Annotated in this window: 15 protein-coding genes; 5 read left to right on the top strand and 10 right to left on the bottom strand. The window is 65.6% G+C overall.

The window, feature by feature from the left end; all coding sequences use genetic code 11:
* Positions 1-2: 2 nt before the first annotated feature.
* Positions 3-563 carry a prepilin peptidase gene (locus OU426_RS09040; RefSeq protein ID WP_267633613.1) on the top strand — a complete coding sequence of 187 codons (561 nt, stop codon included), beginning with the start codon at positions 3-5 and terminating at the stop codon, positions 561-563.
* Here OU426_RS09040 and OU426_RS09035 read toward each other — a convergent pair.
* Positions 530-2176: a hypothetical protein gene (locus OU426_RS09035; RefSeq protein WP_267633612.1), complete on the bottom strand. Its 1647-nt coding sequence runs from the start codon at positions 2174-2176 to the stop codon at positions 530-532. The two genes, OU426_RS09040 and OU426_RS09035, sit on opposite strands and share 34 nt — an antisense overlap.
* 142 nt (positions 2177-2318) lie before the next feature.
* Between OU426_RS09035 and OU426_RS09030 the strand changes: the two genes are divergently transcribed.
* From OU426_RS09030 to pdeM, 4 genes are all read left to right on the top strand, one after another.
* Positions 2319-3629 carry a DUF8689 domain-containing protein gene (locus tag OU426_RS09030; RefSeq protein WP_267633611.1) on the top strand — a complete coding sequence of 437 codons (1311 nt, stop codon included), beginning with the start codon at positions 2319-2321 and terminating at the stop codon, positions 3627-3629.
* Positions 3629-4387 (top strand): NAD(P)-binding domain-containing protein, encoded by a 759-nt coding sequence (locus OU426_RS09025; RefSeq protein ID WP_267633610.1) that lies wholly within the window; start codon positions 3629-3631, stop codon positions 4385-4387. The genes OU426_RS09030 and OU426_RS09025 overlap by 1 nt, the downstream gene beginning before the upstream one ends.
* A gap of 119 nt (positions 4388-4506) precedes the next feature.
* A complete protein-coding gene (locus OU426_RS09020) occupies positions 4507-6927 on the top strand; it encodes a ligase-associated DNA damage response DEXH box helicase (RefSeq protein WP_267633609.1) in 2421 nt (806 codons plus the stop codon).
* A gap of 68 nt (positions 6928-6995) precedes the next feature.
* Positions 6996-7637 (top strand): ligase-associated DNA damage response endonuclease PdeM, encoded by a 642-nt coding sequence (gene pdeM / locus OU426_RS09015; protein ID WP_324289809.1) that lies wholly within the window; start codon positions 6996-6998, stop codon positions 7635-7637.
* Between the two features lie 3 nt (positions 7638-7640).
* Here the strand turns inward: pdeM and folD are convergent, their stop codons facing one another.
* The 9 genes from folD to tolB form a co-directional block, all read right to left on the bottom strand.
* Positions 7641-8531, bottom strand: coding sequence for a bifunctional methylenetetrahydrofolate dehydrogenase/methenyltetrahydrofolate cyclohydrolase FolD (folD, locus tag OU426_RS09010; RefSeq protein WP_267633607.1), 891 nt, complete (start codon positions 8529-8531; stop codon positions 7641-7643).
* A 99-nt stretch (positions 8532-8630) separates the two neighbouring features.
* Positions 8631-10307, bottom strand: coding sequence for a formate--tetrahydrofolate ligase (locus OU426_RS09005; RefSeq protein ID WP_267633606.1), 1677 nt, complete (start codon positions 10305-10307; stop codon positions 8631-8633).
* A gap of 134 nt (positions 10308-10441) precedes the next feature.
* Positions 10442-11047 carry an MOSC domain-containing protein gene (locus OU426_RS09000; protein ID WP_267633605.1) on the bottom strand — a complete coding sequence of 202 codons (606 nt, stop codon included), beginning with the start codon at positions 11045-11047 and terminating at the stop codon, positions 10442-10444.
* Position 11048: 1 nt separating this feature from the next.
* The gene (locus OU426_RS08995; RefSeq protein ID WP_267633604.1) at positions 11049-11819 is read right to left on the bottom strand and encodes a methyltransferase domain-containing protein; all 771 of its coding nucleotides are present in this window, start codon (positions 11817-11819) and stop codon (positions 11049-11051) included.
* A gap of 14 nt (positions 11820-11833) precedes the next feature.
* Positions 11834-13750, bottom strand: coding sequence for an ATP-dependent zinc metalloprotease FtsH (gene ftsH, locus OU426_RS08990; RefSeq protein WP_267633603.1), 1917 nt, complete (start codon positions 13748-13750; stop codon positions 11834-11836).
* 100 nt (positions 13751-13850) lie between these two features.
* On the bottom strand, positions 13851-15107 hold the full coding sequence (gene tilS / locus OU426_RS08985) for a tRNA lysidine(34) synthetase TilS (RefSeq protein WP_267633602.1): 1257 nt from the start codon (positions 15105-15107) through the stop codon (positions 13851-13853).
* Positions 15098-15952 (bottom strand): tol-pal system protein YbgF, encoded by an 855-nt coding sequence (gene ybgF / locus OU426_RS08980; protein WP_267633601.1) that lies wholly within the window; start codon positions 15950-15952, stop codon positions 15098-15100. The genes tilS and ybgF overlap by 10 nt, the downstream gene beginning before the upstream one ends.
* 13 nt (positions 15953-15965) lie before the next feature.
* Entirely contained in the window at positions 15966-16493 is a 528-nt protein-coding gene (gene pal, locus OU426_RS08975; RefSeq protein WP_267633600.1) for a peptidoglycan-associated lipoprotein Pal, read from the bottom strand.
* A gap of 81 nt (positions 16494-16574) precedes the next feature.
* Positions 16575-17903 (bottom strand): Tol-Pal system beta propeller repeat protein TolB, encoded by a 1329-nt coding sequence (gene tolB / locus OU426_RS08970; protein WP_420712580.1) that lies wholly within the window; start codon positions 17901-17903, stop codon positions 16575-16577.
* Positions 17904-17928 lie beyond the last annotated feature (25 nt).

Below are 17928 nucleotides of genomic sequence, written 5' to 3'. Positions count from 1 at the left end.
CGATGCTGAACATGCCTGTCGAAGAGATCCAGCGCGCCTATATGATCCTTTTGGTGCTGACGCTGCCCATCGCGCTCTGGGCCTTCTTTTCCGACCTCAAGCACATGAAGATCCCCAACCGCGCCGTCTATGCGCTGGCGGCGGTCTGGCTTGTTGCGGGCGTGCTGCTCTTCCCGTTCGAGGCCTGGGCCTGGCGCTGGGTGAATGCGGTCGTGGTCTACTTCGTCGGCTATATCCTTTACGCGATGCGCGCCCCTGTCGGGGCGGGTGACGCGAAATTCGCCGCCGCCGCCGCGCCCTTCGTCTTCCCGAACCATCTGGGCGTGATCCTCGTCTCGCTTTCAGTCTTCGCGATTGCCGCTCTTGTCGCCCACCGGACGCTTCGCGCCATCCCGGCAGTCGTGCGCGCAACGCCCGACTGGGCCTCGTGGAAGCGCGGCAAGAACTGGCTGACCGAGAAGTTTCCCTTCGGCCTCGCGCTCGTCGCGACCTTCGTCTTCTACCTCAGTTTCGTGGCGCTGCCGCCGGTTCACGACTGGGTAGCAAGCCTCATGAGCCGGTAGAGCGGCGTCCGTCGCTCTTCGGTCAGGACATAGCCGCCCTCTTTCAGCGATTTCAGGATGCCGTATCGCGCCTTTTCATAAAGCGGGCACTCCGGCACCAGAATGTAGTCGGCGTTCTCGATCCCCGGCAGATCGCCATAATACCAGGGTGCGGCGCCTTTGATCGGCTCGAAGGGTCCGTACATCCAAAGCTGGGCGAACAGGTCGGCGATGAAAATGCGCTTGCCCGCATAGCCCGCCCCTTCCAGATCGCGCGCCAAAGTCTCGAACCAGGCCGCGAACCCGCCCCCGGTTTCGCACTCCGGCAGGCTCTCGCCATTCAGGACGGCAACATCCCGCGCTCCGGCGAGCGGGAGGTAAAGGGCAAAGGGTGTACCCGGCCCGTCCGCCGCGACCGTCTGGGAAACCTTGTAGATACGGCCTTGCTCGGTCAGCACGTCGCCATGCTGCGGCAGTCTCGACAGAAGCGGCCGGGTCTTTGCGGTCGCCTGCGCCAGATGCCTGAGCGGGCTGTAGGCGAGGTTTAGCGCCGAGGGCAGGCCGAAGCAGAGCAGCGCCAAGGCCGCAACACCCATCCCCTTCCGCAGGTCCCAGCCCAAGCCGTTCACCAGACCCGCCGCAGGCCGCAGGCCGAGGCCGATCACCGCGGTGAGCGCCAGCCATTGCGGATCGTTACCGTAATTCTGGTAGGTGATGTAGAGAAACCCGGGCGCAAGGAAGAGAAGCGCCACCCCCGCCGCATCCCGGCCCGCCTGCCTGAGAAAGATCACCAGCGCGAAAAGCGCGATCGTGCCGCCAAGATAGGCAGGCGCGGCGGCGATAGTGCCGAAATCCTTGCCCGGCATCGGCCGGACGTCGGACGCTGAAACGATCGCAAGGTCGCGCAGATAGGCGAGCCAGAAGGCCGGTCCGGCGAGTAGCGTCACGATGCCAAAGACGACAAGACCGGCGATCACCGCAAACGCCACCTCCACCCACCATCGCCGGGCGATCAGCCCGATCAACAGGCCGGGGAACAGCGCGACCGCATAGGTCATCTTGATCATGACCAGCGCCGCCACCCCGGCCCCGATCAGCGCGCCGTCAAGACGCCGATCCCAGCCGGTCGGCTCGGCCACCCGGTCCAGCACCACCAGCGGCACGATCAGGAAAGCGATAGCCCAGGCCCAGCGGTTGTAATGCATCGAGATCGAGATGCTGATCTCGGATTCGCCATGGACGAGCGCGAGGCAGAGAGCCATCACCAGCGCGCCATAGGCCCAGGCCGCCGCGCGCCCGGTCAGGGGCTCGATCCGCCGTGATACCACCCAGACGGTGGTGGGCAGAAGCACAAGCGCCACCAGAAGCTGGGCGAGGAAGATCGCATGCCCGAACCCCCAGCCCGCCTTCACGAACAGCGCGATGGGCGCGGTGGCGAATAGGCCGATCGGCGTCATGAAATCCAGATGCGGCCATTCGCCCGCCGCCATGCGAAGCACGATTTCCGCCAGATGAAGCGTATCGCCCTCGTGCTTGCCGATATAGAAGGCCCCCTTCAGGAACGGCAGGCCGCCCATCACCAGAACGACGGCCAGAAGCAGGAGTGTCAGCCCGCGCCAGTCAAATCTTCTCATGCCCAAATTTCCCGCCCGATCTTCCCTTTTTTGGCCACATTAGCCCGCCAGTCTCGCCATTGGAAATCTTTTGCGCGAGGCCCGCCACCGCCCCTGAGTCGGACGGTGCGTGCCGGGGGCGCACGAACACGGGCAGAGTGCAATGAACATGCAGGTCACCAACGTCATCGCGCCGGCACAGCCCAAGTCGCTGGCCGAGACCGGGCTGAACACGGTGATGATGCGCGATGTGGTTCTGAAAACCATCTTCCGCATGAATATTGATCAGGCGAGCGAGATCGCGCGCCAGATCTGCCTGCCGATCGGCCTTACCCAGGAACTGATCGACCTGTGCCGCAGCCAGCGCCTGCTGGAAGCGACCGGCACGCTTCATGCCAATTCGGGCGGCGAGATGGGCTATCAGCTGACCGATGCGGGCAAGGCCCGCGCGCTCGATGCGCTGGCACAGTCGGAATATTACGGCGCCATGCCGGTGCCGCTCGAGATGTACCGCGAACAGGTCAAGAAACAGTCGATCCGCAATATCCAGATGACGCGCCAGCAACTCACCGGCGCCATGGGCCACCTGATCCTGCCGGATGAATTGCTTGACCATCTCGGGCCCGCTGTGGGCTCGGGCCGCTCGATCCTCATGTACGGCCCGCCCGGCAACGGCAAATCCTCGATCTCGAACGGGATCCGCGACGCGCTCGGCGACAAGATCTATGTGCCGCGCGCCATCGAATATGCCGGTCAGGTGATCACCGTCTATGACCCGATCGTCCATTCCGCCGCGCAATCGTTCGAGGATGACCCGACGAGCCTGCGCCGCTCTTCCGGCCGGTTCGACACGCGCTATGTGCTCTGCGAACGCCCGACCGTGATCACGGGCGGTGAACTCTCGCTCGACATGCTCGACCTCACCTACAACCCGACGGCACGGACCTACACCGGCTCGCTGCAGCTCAAGGCCACCGGCGGCGTCTTCATCATCGACGACCTTGGCCGTCAGGCCGAGCCGCCGCAGAAGATCGTCAACCGCTGGATCGTGCCGCTTGAAGAATCGCGCGACATCCTCGCGCTGCAATCGGGCGAGAAATTCGAAGTGCCCTTCGACACGCTTGTGATCTTCTCGACGAACTTCCACCCCAACGACATCTTCGACAAGGCGGCCCTTCGCCGGATCTTCTTCAAGATCAAGATCGACGGGCCGAACCAGGAAAACTTCCTGAAAATCTTCGCCATGGTCGCGAAGAAGAAGAAGATGCCTTTGGACGAGAAGGCTCTGCTTCACCTTTTGAAAGTCAAATATCCCACCATCAACAACGAATATGCCAATTACCAGCCGGTCTTCCTGATCGACCAAATGATTTCGATCTGCAATTTCGAAGGCATCCCTTACCAGATGACGCCGGAATTGATCGACCGCGCCTGGGCGAACATGTTCGTCAAGGAAGAAAAGATCGTTCATTGATGTCTTCGATTGCTGCTGCCGGCACGCATTCCGCCCTGCCTTTTCTTGCCGCCCGCCTGCGGGATGGCGGCTGGCCCGTCGCGCGTCCGGCGCAGTCGGGGGACGAGGCGGTCGAGACCCTTCTCTTCATGCCGCGCGACCTGATGGAGAGCGAGCGGCTTCTTTTCGAGGAAGAGCGCCTCGCAAAGGCCCTCCCTTCGCTCAGAACGATCATCATCCTCTCGACCCTCTCGCCGCGCTATGTCCGGGCACTGCGTGGCCGGATCGCGAAACATGTGACCCTGATCGACGCGCCGGTGATCGGCGCGCAGCGCCTGGCCGACGGCGGTCAGGTGACGCTGCTGCTCGGAGGCCCTGTAGACACGCTCGACGCGCTCTCCCCGCTATTCGCCGCAATGGCCGGGTCGGCGGTCAGGATGGGCGACTATGGCACGGCGATGGCCGCAAAGGCCCTGCAGGATTGTCTAGCCGCCGCCTCTTCGGCGATCACACGCAGCGCGCTTGGCTGGGCCGAGGCACAGGGGATCGACGAACAAAGGATGCTGCCTTTCCTGCGCGCCACCTTCGGGCCAAGCGCTGCCGACGGGCTCTTCGATCCCGCCGCCCTGATGCCAAGGGCACTCCCTGAGGACAATGCGGGCGAGGTGCTGGTCAAGACGGTGGAATCGGCGCTCGACAAGGCGCTGACCGGCGCTCATCTGACGCCGCCGACCCATCTGCCGGGCGCGCTCGCCATCCGTCCGCGCCACCTGCACTGACGGCTCATCGTCGGGCTTGCGCCCGCTCTTCGCCGGGGCGCGCCCACGACGCGCAGGCGAAAGCCTGACGAGGAGCAGCCCCTCTGGCCAGAGGCAAGGCGCCAGCCTATCGTCGCTGCATGACCGCGCTGCCCGCCCCCTTTTCAGACTGGTTCGCCGCCCGGGGCTGGCAGGTCCATCCCCATCAGCAGGCGCTCCTCGCCCGCGCGGGCGAGCCCGCGCTGCTGCTCCTCGCGCCCACGGGCGGCGGCAAGACCCTCGCGGGCTTCCTGCCGACTTTGGTCGAGCTGGCGGGCAGCACGCACAAGGGCCTGCACACCCTCTACATCTCGCCCCTGAAAGCGCTGGCCGCCGACATCCGCCGCAATCTCTCCCGCCCCGTCGAGGAAATGGACCTGCCTGTCCGCATTGAGGACCGCACCGGCGACACATCGCACCAGAAGCGCCAGCGCCAGCGTGCCGATCCGCCGCATATCCTCTTGACCACGCCCGAAAGCCTGGCGCTGATGCTCAGCTACCCTGACGCCGCCCGCACCTTCGCGGGCCTCAGTCGGGTGATCGTCGATGAGATCCATGCGCTCGCGGAATCGAAGCGCGGCGATCAACTGATGCTGTGCCTGTCGCGCCTGCAGTCCCTCTGCCCGGGCCTGCGCCGGGTGGGCCTGTCGGCGACGGTCGACGACCCCGGCGCCATCGCCCGCTTCCTCGCCCCCCACCCTGCCCCCTGCCCGATCGTCGCCGCCGACCCCGGCCCTGACCCCGACATCTCGATGCTGGTCACCGAAGAACCACCCCCCTGGTCGGGCGGCGGCGGGCGCTATGCGATCCCGGCGATCCTGAACGAGGTCAGGCGCCACAAAACCACGCTCATCTTCCACAACACCCGCGCCCAGGCCGAAATTTTCTTTCATCACCTCTGGCTGCAGAACGAGGACGCACTGCCCATTGCTATCCACCACGGCTCTCTCGCCCGCGAGGCGCGCGTGAGGGTCGAGGCGGCGATGGTGGCGGGGTCCTTGCGCGCCATCGTCTGCACGGGCTCGCTCGATTTGGGCATCGACTGGGGCGATGTCGATCTGGTGATCCAGGTCGGCGCCCCGAAGAACGTCAAGCGCCTTGTCCAGCGGATCGGCCGCGCGAACCACCGCTACAATGCGCCGTCGAAGGCGCTCCTGGTGCCCGCGAACCGCTGGGAGGTGGTCGAATGCGAGGCTGCCCTGCAGGCGGTCCGCGCCCATGACCTTGACGGCGAGCCGCGCGGGCCGGGTCCGAAGGATGTGCTCTGCCAGCACATCCTGATTGCCGCCTGCGCCGCGCCATTCGATGCGGACGAGTTATTTGCAGAGGTCATAGCAGCCGGTCCCTACGCCGGTCTGACCCGCGCCGAATTCGACGCCTGCCTCGATTTCTGCGCCACCGGGGGCTACGCGCTGAAAGCCTATGACAAATGGCAGCGGCTGATGCTGAAGGATGGCCGCTGGCAGCTGCGCGACCCGCGCGCGGCACAAATGATCCGCATGAATGTGGGCACCATCACCTCGTCCGAACTTCTGAAAGTCGCGCTGAAGGCGCGGTTCGGCGCCAAGCCCCTGGGCGAGGTCGAAGAGGCTTTCGCGGCTTCTCTCACCCCCGGCGACACGTTTCTGATCGGCGGCGAGGTGGTGCGCTACGAGGGCCTGCGCGAACTGACCGTCGAGGTCAGCCGAGAACGCGGCCGCGAGCCGAAGGTCGCGGTCTTTTCGGGCACGAAATTCTCGACCTCGACCGAGCTTTGCGCTCGGATGCTCGCGATCATGGCCCAGCCCGCATGGCCGGACCTGCCGGATCACACTTCTGACTGGCTGCGCCTGCAACGCGAACGCTCGGAATTGCCACGCGAAGGCGAACTTCTGATCGAAAGCTTCCCCGCCGAGGAACGCGAATATCTCTGCATCTACGGGTTTGCGGGACGCAATGCCCAGCAGACACTTGGCCTCCTCCTCACAAAACGGATGGAAGAAGATGGCCTGCATCCCCTCGGCTTCGTCGCCACCGACTACGCCACACTCATCTGGGGTCTCGATCCGGTCACCGACCCCACGCCGCTCTTTGATCTGCCGCGTCTCCGCGCAGGGCTGGAGGAGTGGCTTGCCGGCAATGCGGTGATGAAACGCACCTTCCGCAATGTGGCAATCGTCGCAGGCCTCACGCCGCGCAACCATCCGGGGCAAAGGAAGAGCGGGCGGCAGGCGACCTTTTCGACCGACATCCTCTACGACACGCTCCGCAAATACGATCCCGACCATCTGATGCTGAAGGTCACGCGCGAGGAGGCGATGCGCGGCATGGTCGATTTCGCCCGGATCGAGACGATGATCAACCGCACCGGTGCCCGTATCCGCACCCGACGGCTGGATCACGTCACCCCCTTTGCCGCACCCCTCCTCTTCGAGGTCGGCAAGGTGCCGGTCTTCGGCACCGCGCGCGAGCGGCTGCTGGAAGAGGCGGCAGAGCGGCTGATGGCCGAGGCCGGCCTTTCCCGTGCGAAGGCGGGGGGCTGACTGCCCCCCGACCGCCCCGGATTGCATCCGGGGCGCCCCCCGTGGATATTTGCGCCACAATGAAGGACATCGGTGGTTTCGATTTCGATCTTCAGGGTGTGCGGCTGACGGCACTGCCTTCGGGCGCGCTGTTCTGGTCCGCCGAAGCGTTGCTTGTGGTTTCCGACCTGCATCTCGGCCGCTCGGAAAGATACGCCCGGCGCGGCGGCGCGTTGATCCCGCCCTATGAGACGGTGGATACGCTGGCGCGGCTCGACGCCGACCTCGACCGCACCGGGGCGCGGACGGCCATCTGCCTGGGCGATTCCTTCGACGATCTCGCTGCCAGCGCCCTGCCAGAGGCGGACGCGCTGTGGCTCGCACGGATGAAGGCGGGGCGGCGCTGGATTTGGATCGCGGGCAATCATGACCCGGGGCCGGTCGATCTGGGCGGCGAACATCTGGCCGAGCTGGCCATCGGCCCCCTGACTTTCCGCCATATCGCCCTGCCGGGGGCAACGGGCGAGGTATCGGGCCATTACCACCCGAAGGTCCGGCTGGCCGGACAGGCGCGGCCGGCCTTCCTGACCGACCACGCCCGGGTCATCCTGCCAGCCTATGGCACCTACACGGGCGGAATGGCGGCGGAAACGCCTGAACTGCGCGCGCTCTTTGCTGAAAGGGCGCTCGCGGTCCTGACCGGGCAGGTGGCCCGCCCGGTCCCGTTCTGATCCTCAGGCCGTCAGACCCTTCGGCTCGGGCAGCCCGTTCGCCCGGCAGGCGGCCGTCAGCGTATTGGCCAGAAGGCAGGCGATGGTCATCGGCCCGACCCCGCCCGGAACCGGCGTGATGGCCCCCGCCACGGCGGCGCAGCTATCATAATGGGCGTCACCCACCAGCTTGGCCTTGCCGTCGCGCTCGATCCGGTTGATGCCCACGTCGATCACGGTGGCGCCGGGCTTCACATAATCGCCGGTGACCATTTCAGGCCGTCCGACCGCCGCCACCAGGATATCGGCCTGACGGCAGACCGCCGCCAGATCCCTGGTCTTCGAATGGGCAATCGTCACCGTGCAGCTGTCACCCAGCAGAAGCTGCGCCATCGGCTTGCCGACGATGTTCGAGCGGCCAACGACGACCGCGTTCATCCCCGCGAGCGACCCGTGATAGTCGCGCAGCATCATCAGGCAACCGAGCGGCGTGCAGGGCACCATCGACTTCTGCCCTGTACCCAGAAGGCCGACGTTCGAGATATGGAACCCGTCCACATCCTTGGCCGGGTCGATCGTGTTGATGACGAGGTCGGAGTTCAGATGCGACGGCAGCGGCAGTTGCACAAGAATACCGTGAACTTTGGCATCCGCATTCAGCGATTTGATCAGCGCGACGAGGTCCGCCTCCGACGTATCGGCAGGCAGCTTATGTTCGAAAGAGTTCATGCCGACTTCGACGGTCATCTTGCCTTTCGACGAGACATAGACCTGGCTGGCGGGATCCTCGCCCACAAGCACCACGGCCAAGCCAGGGGTCAGGCCATTTTCGGCCTTCAGCCGCGCCACATGGTCCGCTACCTGCGCCCGCACCTTCGCCGCGAAGGCCTTGCCGTCAATCACTTTGGCAGTCATCTCGTTCCTCTTTCCTGATCCCGGGGCCTCGGGATGAAACAGGCGCCCCCCAGAGATGATGCTGGAGGGCGCCTGAGGGTTATTCCATGTCGGACCGGCTCAGAACAGCCCCTCAACATTGCCTTCGGCGTTCAGCTTGATCACCTCGGCCGAGGGCACCTTGGGCAGGCCCGGCATCGTCATGATCTCGCCGCAGATCACCACGATGAAGCCTGCGCCGGCGGAAAGCCGGACTTCGCGGACCGGCACCGAATGCCCCGTGGGCGCACCGCGGCGGTTCGGGTCGGTGGTGAAGCTGTACTGGGTCTTGGCCATGCAGACCGGGAAATGGCCATAACCCGCCTCTTCCCAGGCCTTCAGTTGGTCGCGGATCGACTTGTCGGCCAGAACCTCGTCGGCATGGTAGATGCGCTTGGCGACGGTCTCGATCTTCTGGAACAGGCTCATCTCGTCGGGGTAGAGCGGCGCGAAATTGGCCGAACCGCCCTCGGCAAGGCTCACGACCTTCTTTGCCAGATCCTCGATCCCGGCCGAACCGTTCGCCCAGTGCTTGCACAGGATCGCCTCGGCGCCCTGGGCAGCCACATAATCCTTCACCGCCTGCACTTCGGCGTCGGTGTCGGAATAGAAATGGTTGATCGCCACCACGACCGGCACGCCGAACGATTTCACGTTGGCGATATGGCGGCCGAGGTTCGGACAGCCCTTCTTCACGGCGTCGACATTCTCCGCACCTAGATCGGCCTTGGCGACGCCGCCGTTCATCTTCATCGCGCGGACGGTCGCGACGATGACAGCGGCCGAGGGTTTCAGCCCCGCCTTGCGGCATTTGATGTCGAAGAACTTCTCGGCGCCAAGGTCGGCCCCGAAGCCCGCTTCGGTCACGACATAGTCGCCAAGCTTCAGCGCGGTCTTCGTCGCGATGACCGAGTTGCAGCCATGCGCGATGTTCGCAAACGGGCCGCCATGGACGAAGGCCGGGTTGTTTTCCAGCGTCTGCACCAGGTTCGGCTGCATCGCGTCCTTCAGAAGGACGGTCATCGCGCCGTCTGCCTTCACATCGCGGCAATAGACCGGCTTCTTCGCGCGGGTGTAGCCGATGACGATGTCGCCCAGACGCTTCTGCAGGTCTTCGAGGTCCTTCGACAGGCAGAGGATCGCCATGACCTCGGACGCCACAGTGATGTCGAAACCTGTCTGGCGCGGGAAGCCGTTCGCAACCCCACCAAGCGACACGACGATGTCGCGCAGCGCGCGGTCGTTCATGTCCATCACCCGGCGCCAGGACACACGACGCTCGTCGATGTCGAGGTCGTTGCCCCAGTAGATATGGTTGTCGATCATCGCCGACAGCAGGTTATGGGCCGAAGTGATCGCGTGGAAATCGCCGGTGAAATGAAGGTTCATCTCCTCCATCGGCACGACCTGGGCGTAACCGCCGCCAGCCGCGCCGCCCTTCATGCCGAAGTTGGGCCCGAGCGAAGCTTCGCGGATACAGATCACCGCTTTCTTGCCGATCCGGTTCAGACCGTCGCCAAGGCCCACGGTGGTCGTGGTCTTGCCCTCGCCCGCGGGCGTGGGGTTGATCGCCGTTACAAGGATCAGCTTGCCGTCCTTTTTGCTTTCCAGCGAGCGGATGAACTCCTGGCTCACCTTGGCCTTGTCATGGCCGTAGGGCAGAAGATGCTCCGCCGGGATGCCGAGCTTGGCGCCGATCTCCATGATCGGCTTCTTCCTCGCCTCGCGGGCAATCTCGATATCGGTCTTGAAACCCATGGATCTCTCCTCTGATCACGGCGGCGGGCGCAGTCCGGGCACCGGCCTTTGCGAAAGGTTCTAGCCCCGGCACACGATGGGATACGGATGATTTCCGACATTTTCCAGTCGGGAATCGCCAAGGGCCTGTTTCTCTATCCGGCGGCCTTCGCGGCGCTGTCCGCTGCCCAGGCGCGCTGGTCGGGAATATGCAGGTACACCCGGTCGCCGAGCTTCAACAGGCCCTCGCGCTCGACCCAGGCGGTCACGCCGCGCCGCCCCTCGGCCGCCGGTTTGAAGGCCTTTCCATGGCCGGGGCGGGCGGCCTCGATCGTGCGGGCCGGAAACTGGCAGGGCCGGTTCTGCATGTCTACGACCATCGTCGCGCCACTTTCTGCCTGCAGCCGGGCGGAGGGCGGCAGATGACTGAAATCGGGCAGGCCGGAGATGACGACCGATGCGCCAAGCCAGGCCGGATCGACCACCTCAAGCCCCAAGGTCCGGGCAATCTCCGCCAGTTCCTCGGCAGAGACCAGCGACAGTTGCCTCGTATTGCGGATTTCCGTCCCGACCGGATACTGGCTTTTCACCCGGCTGCAGGAGGGCCGCGTCAGCCCCGCATGGCAATCGCCCGCTTCGCCCGCGAAGGTCAGGACCATCTCGCTCAGCGCCACGCTGTCCAGTTCCGGGCGGTCGCGGTGGGCCATACGGCCGAGCCAGGTGATTGTGCCGACATGGTTGGTTGGAACAAGGGCGGGCATCTTACCTCGTGACGATCAGGAACAGGCGGCGGAAGGGGAAGAGAACCGACCCGTCCTCTTCCGCCGGATAGGCAGAGGCAAGCGCCGCCTCGTAGCGCGCGACAAAATCGCGGGCCTCGCTCTCGTCCAGCTTCTCGACGAAGGGCCTCATCGCAGTGGATTCGGTGAAGCGGCGCACCGGATGGCCGTCCTTCGAAGCGGCAAGGCGCTGCACATAGTCACTTTCCCAGACATTCACCTCACCCAAGGGCGACAGCATCCGGGCGTACTCGACCGGCGGCGCCACCGGCGCCTGCCAGCCCGACAAGTCGAAGCGGCCGGGGAACATGTCGGCGGCGAAATCCCTCAGAAACCGGTGCGACGGCGCACCATACTGGCGCGGCATCTGCACGGCAAGCGAGCCTCCGGGCGCGAGGTACCCCGCAAGCCGCGGCAGAAGCGTGCCGTGATCGGGCAGCCAGTGCAGCGCGGCATTGGAAAAGATCAGCGCGGGCGGCACATCGGGCGCCCAGGTCCCCGCATCCGCCTCTACAAGCCGCGCATAGTGGCCCGTCTCGGCCGCTTTCGCCAGCATGGCGGGCGAGGCGTCGACACCAACAACCCCGCGCCCCGGCCAGCGCCGCGCCAGTTCCGGCCCGACCGCGCCGTCACCGCAACCAAGATCAATGATCGCCCCCTCGGGCAGGTCCGGCACCCGGTCAATCAGATCGAGCGCCGGGCGCAGCCGCAGGTCACGGAAACGGGCGTAGGCGTCAGGGTTCCAGTCCGCCATTGCCCTCCCCCCGGTCAGGCCGACGGCTCGGGTTCCATCCCGCCCGCCTTCGGTGCCTTGGGCTTGCCGGCCTTGGGCACCATCGTCACCGGTTGCGCCTCGCCGCCGCTGTCGCCGTCGTCACCGCCCAAGGGCTGGCCGGCCACGACCTTGCGGATCTCGTCGCCGGTCAGGGTCTCATATTCCAGGAGGCCCTTGGCCAGCCGCTCGAACGCCTCCGACTTCGCCAGCAGGATCTTGCGCGCCGCCTCGTAGCCTTCCTCGATCAGGCGCTTCACCTCGCCCTCGATCAGCTCCTTGGTCTTGGCTGAAATCGAGAAGCCCGGCGTCTGGCCATGATAGCCCTCATGCGCCTCGGCATAGTCGATATTGCCAACCTTGTCGGACATGCCCCAGCGCATCACCATCGCCCGCGCGATCGCAGAGGCCTGCTGGATGTCGCCCGCCGGGCCGTTCGAAACGCGTTCCTCGCCCCATTTGATGATCTCGGCCGCCTTGCCCGCCATGGTCATGGCGATCTTCTGCTTGGCCTCGTCCTTGTGATAGTTCAGCCGGTCCATCTCGGGCAGGCTGACCACCATGCCAAGCGCCTGACCGCGCGGGATGATCGTCGCCTTGTAGACCGGGTCGCACAGCGGCAGTTCCATGCCGACGATGGCATGACCGGCCTCATGATAGGCGGTCATCTCCTTCTGCTCGGGCGTCAGCACCATCGACCGACGCTCGACCCCCATCATCACCTTGTCCTTGGCATTCTCGAAATCGTCCATCGTCACGAACCGGCGCCCGACACGCGCGGCCATCAGCGCCGCCTCGTTCACGAGGTTCGCGAGATCGGCGCCGGAAAACCCGGGCGAGCCGCGCGCGATCAGGCGAAGGTCGACGTCGGGACCCAGCGGCACCTTGCGGGCATGGACGGTCAGGATCTTTTCGCGCCCCTTGATGTCGGGGTTCGGCACATGGATCTGGCGGTCGAAGCGGCCGGGGCGCAGAAGTGCTGGGTCCAGCACATCCTTGCGGTTCGTCGCCGCGACAATGATGATCCCCTCATTGGCCTCGAACCCGTCCATCTCGACCAGAAGCTGGTTCAGCGTCTGTTCGCGTTCGTCATTGCCACCGCCGATGCCCACGCCGCGCGACCGGCCGACCGCGTCGATCTCGTCGATGAAAACGATGCAGGGCGCGTTCTTCTTGGCCTGTTCGAACATGTCGCGCACCCGGCTTGCACCGACGCCCACGAACATTTCCACGAAGTCGGAGCCAGAGATGGTGAAGAAAGGCACCCCCGCCTCGCCCGCAATCGCGCGGGCCAAAAGCGTCTTACCGGTGCCCGGAGGACCGACGAGCAAAGCGCCCTTCGGAATCTTGCCGCCAAGGCGCGAGAATTTCTGCGGGTTCCTCAGGAACTCGACAATCTCTTCCAGCTCTTCCTTGGCCTCGTCGATGCCCGCGACATCGTCAAAGGTCACGCGCCCCTGCTTTTCGGTCAAGAGCTTGGCGCGAGACTTGCCAAAGCCCATGGCCCCGCCCTTGCCGCCGCCCTGCATCCGGTTCATGAAGAACACCCAGACGCCGATCAGCACGATGAACGGCAGCCAAACGCCAAAGAGCGACATGAAGCCCGACTGGCTTTGCTTTTCGGCGACGACATCGACCTTCTTGTCGATCAGCCGCTCAACCAGCTGATTGTTCAACTCCTCGCCCTCGGGTTTGATCGTCACCCACTGGCTGCCGTCGCCGGTCTTCACGATCAGCTGCTCGCCGTCGATCGTCACGCTCTTCACATCGCCCGCATCGACCTTCTGGATGAAGTCCGAATAAGACAGGGTACGAGCACTCAGGTTTGCCTGATTGCCGCTGAACAGGTTGAACAGCGCCAGGATCAAGACGAACAGCACGACCCAGAAGGCGATATTTCTCGCGTTGCCCAAGGAAGCCTCCAGTTATCTTCTCGCGCGGGGCCGGGTCGGCCGGAGCATCCCGGGGGCCACCACGCAGTTCCTGACTAAAATAGAGATTAGCGGGCCGGGTTCAATGCACGATTAAGCCATGAACGAGGCTTGTGCGGTCATAAAGGCACTCTGCCGCCCATCCTTCGGCCCGTCCGGCCAGCGGCGCGGCGATCAGATGGTCGCCCTGCCAGACCGCGGGCGATGCCAACAGCGACGGTCGCGGCAGTCCTGTCGCTCGCCAGCCGGGGCATTCGGCAAGCCCGGCCTCGCCCAAGGCGCGCAGTTCCTGTCCCGGCTCGCTCGGGCCGATCAGGCGCCATCGCCCGTCCCAGACCTCGCCGGGGTGCGCCGTCACATCCGCCACCGCCGCCGGTTCGCGCGTGATATGCAGGCCCCCTTTCCTCGGCAGGATGATGCAGCCCGACAAGGTCGCCCGCGTTCCGTCCAGCGCCGTGGCGCAGGCCGCTTTCAGTGCCTCAAAGCGCGGGCGGTAGTCAGCGCCCGAGATAAGCATCAGCGCCTGTGCAAACAGCCGGTAGCGCACCTCTTCCGCCGCACCCGCCAGCGCCTCTCTCTCAAGGATCACGTCGCCCGCCTCGACCCGCGCCGCGCGTCTTGCCAGCGCCACGGCAGCCGCAGCCAGCGCCGCCCGCGCCATCGCCATCCGCCCTGCCGTCTCCACAAGACCCTCGACTGTGACGCCAAGCGGCGCAAGCGCCGCGAGCGCCGCCCGCGCCTTCACCCGGTCATAGGTCGCGTCCTCGTTCGTCGGATCCTCGATCCAGCTCACCCGGCGCGACAGAAGAAAGGCGCGCAGCGCCGCCCGCCGCGCCTCCAGAAGCGGCCTGGCCCAGCGCACACCCCGATGATCCCGGGCGGCGGCCATGCCCGAGAGCCCGTCCACCCCCGACCCGCGCGCCAGCCGCATCAAAAGCGTCTCGGCCTGATCGTCGGCGGTATGGCCAAGCGCCACTGTCCCGATCCCCACCGCCTTCGCCCAGTCGGCAATCAGCCCGTAGCGCGCCCGCCGCGCGCGGTCGGGCAGGTTGCCGCTCTCCTCTCCGCACTCCCATTTGAGAATTCTGTGCGGCAGCCCAAGCACCTTCGCCGCCGCCGCCACCCCGGCGGCCTCCGCCGCCGCCTCGGGCCTCAGTCCATGATCAACAGTCACCACCGCGAGGTCGGGCCCGCCCTCCAGCCGCCAGTCATTCAGCAGATGCAGCAACGCGACAGAATCCCCACCGCCGGAAACGGCAACGCCCAGCCGCGCGGGCGGGCTGGGCGTAAAGAAGGTCCGGACGAGCGTCGCGAGCTCCGCCTGATCCGTCACTGGCATCCAAGCTTTTGCATGGTGGACTGAGCTTCCGCCGCTTCCGGCGCCTGCGGGAAACGCACGGGCACTTCGTTCAGCGTCACGCAGGCATCCTGCGTCTGGCCAAGCAGCCCGAGCGCGGCGCCCAGTCTCAGAAGCGAGGCAGGCGCGCGCGGCCCGGTGGGGTCGCCCGAGAAGGCCGCCAGATAGGCACGCGCCGATCCTGCCGCGTCGCCGGTATGACCCAGCGCCTCGCCCTGCAGGAATTGTGCCTCGCCGGTCAGCGGTCCGCCCGGATAATTCGCCACGAATTGCGCGAACCCAAGCGAGGCGCCGGGATAGTCGCCCGCATCAAGCTTGGCCTTCGCCCCGTCGAAATCGGCCTGCTCGTTCAGCGCAAGTTCAACCTTGGGCGCATCCGGCGTGGCACTCGGCGCGGGCGTCACCGCCCCTCCGCCTGCAACGGGTGCAGCCCCCGCATCCCCGCCGATCGACGCCGTGATCGGCAGGTTCGCCGGATCGCAGCCCTCTTCCAGCTCGCAGATGCGAAACTCGAGGTCGCCCACCCGGTTGGTGCCGTCGGCCACCGCCTTCTCGATCCGGATCTGCAATTGCTCGGTCGCCGCCGTCAGCCGCGACAATTCCGCCTCCATCGCGTTCATCCGGTCAAGCGCGCTCGGGCCGCCCGCCGCCTGAATCGCCGCCTGCCCGCCCGCAACCAGCTCGGACCGCAGGCTTTGCAGCTGGCCCGCGAGCACCTGCAGTTCGGCGCGCATCTGGGCAAGGCTTTCGGCCTTGTCCTGCGCCATAACACCGCTGGCGGCCAGTGCGGCCGCCAGCAGCAAGGGTCTTGCGAAAAGGGCTTTCATCGCCACGCCGACCTCAGACGCCCGCGCCCGCGCCGATCACCGTGACCGAGCGACGGTTCTGCGCAAAGCAGCTCTCTTCCGAACAGACCGCAAGAGGGCGTTCCTTGCCGTAGGACACGGTCTTCAGCCTTGTCCCGGCCACGCCCTGCGCGATCAGATATTGCTGCACCGCGCTCGCCCGGCGGGCGCCGAGGGCGAGGTTATATTCCCGCGTGCCCTGTTCGTCGGCATGGCCTTCGATGATCGCGGTCGCGGAGGGATGGCTGTTCAGCCACTGCGCCTGCGCGGTCAAGGTCGCCTGCGCCTCGGGCGTCAGGGTCGACTGATCGACCGCGAAACGCACCGTATCGCCGATCCGCTGATTGAAATAGGCCACCGAATTGGGGTCGTTCGGATCGCCAAGCGCGCCCGAGGTGATGCCGCCCGCGCCTGCGCCGCCCTGGCCACCGGCACCACCCGCGCCAAAGCCGCGCTGGGGGTTGTTACAGGCAGCCAGCGCCAACGCGCCGACCATCAGGATCATCAGGGAAAGTCTGTTCATCTGCTCCGCCTCTTTTTTTGTCTGCCCGAAGGTTGCCTTCAATCTATCATCCCGTTTCGCGCTTGGAAACGCCCCTTCGCCTCACGGCAAGAGGGGCGACCAGGCCGGGTCGGAGGCTGCACCGACCGTCGGCACCTGTCTCAGCGCGCGGCCCGAGATATCGACCGAATAGAGCTGCGCCGAGCCTGCCGCACCGGGGCTTTCGCGGGTGAACATGATCACCCGCCCGTTCGGCGCCCAGGTCGGTCCCTCGTCGAGGTAGGAGGCGGTCAGAAGCCGCTCCTCGCTGCCGTCGGTGCGCATCACGCCGATATGGAACCGCCCGCCGTTCTGCTTGGTGAAGGCCACAAGATCGCCGCGCGGCGACCAGACCGGCGTGGAATAGCGCCCCTCGCCCGAGGACACGCGCACGGGCTCGCCGCCCGAGACCGGCATGATATAGATCTGCTGGTTGCCCGAGCGGTCGCTTTCAAAGGCGATCTGGCTGCCATCGGGGCTGAAGGAGGGCGCCGTCTCGATCGAGGGCGCGTTGGTCAGCTGCGTTGTCTGGCCCGAGGACAGCGACATCGCGTAAAGGTCTGTATTACCGCCATTTTCCAGCGAAAACACCACTGTATCGCCATCGGGCGAGAAGCGCGGTGCAAACGTCATGTTGCCCTGCAGATCGGCAATGGCGCGCGATTGCAGCGTGGCGAGGTCCATCAGCTTGATCCGGGGAAAGCCGGTTTCAAACGAGGTATACAGAATGCGGTCTCCGGCGGCCGAGAAACGCGGCGCCAGAACAATTGCGGAGGCATCGGTCAGATACTGAACGTTCGCCCCGTCGTAATCCATGATGGCGAGCTGCTTCTGCCGCGCATCCTTCGGCCCGCTTTCAGAAACGAACACCACCCGGCTGTCGAAATAGGGGCCTTCGCCGGTGATCCGGCTATAGATCTGATCGGCCACCTTGTGCGCGATCCGCCGCCAGTCTCCCTCGCCACCGCCGAACTGCAACCCGTCGCCCAGCGTCGTGTCCGAAAAGACGTCGTGCAGGTTGAACTTCACATTGATCCGCCCGCCGCTGTTCGACACCGCCCCTACGATCAGCGCCTGTGCATTGATCGCCTTCCAGTCGGCGTAAGAGACAGGCGCGTCGAAACTGGTGACCTGGCTGATAAAGGCGCCCGCCGGGATTTGCGCGAAAAGCCCCGTTCCCTGCAGGTCGGCCGCGATCACATCCGTCATCGCCCGCGCGATATCGCCCGCGCCGCCTTCGTCGATGAAAGTAGGTGCGGCGAAGGGCAAAGGCTCGATCACGCCATCCTCGATCGTGATGCGCAAAGGTTCCGCCGTCGCGGGCGCAGCCCAGCAAACCGCTCCCAGCAGTGCCGCCGACATCATGCCCTTCAGTCCGCCACTCAACCGCATTACCAATGCCCCTTCGCTCTGCCGG

The sequence above is a fragment of the Frigidibacter sp. RF13 genome (genome assembly GCF_026626305.1).
Classification (GTDB): domain Bacteria; phylum Pseudomonadota; class Alphaproteobacteria; order Rhodobacterales; family Rhodobacteraceae; genus TMP-24.
This window is presented reverse-complemented; position numbering and strand designations above follow the sequence as displayed.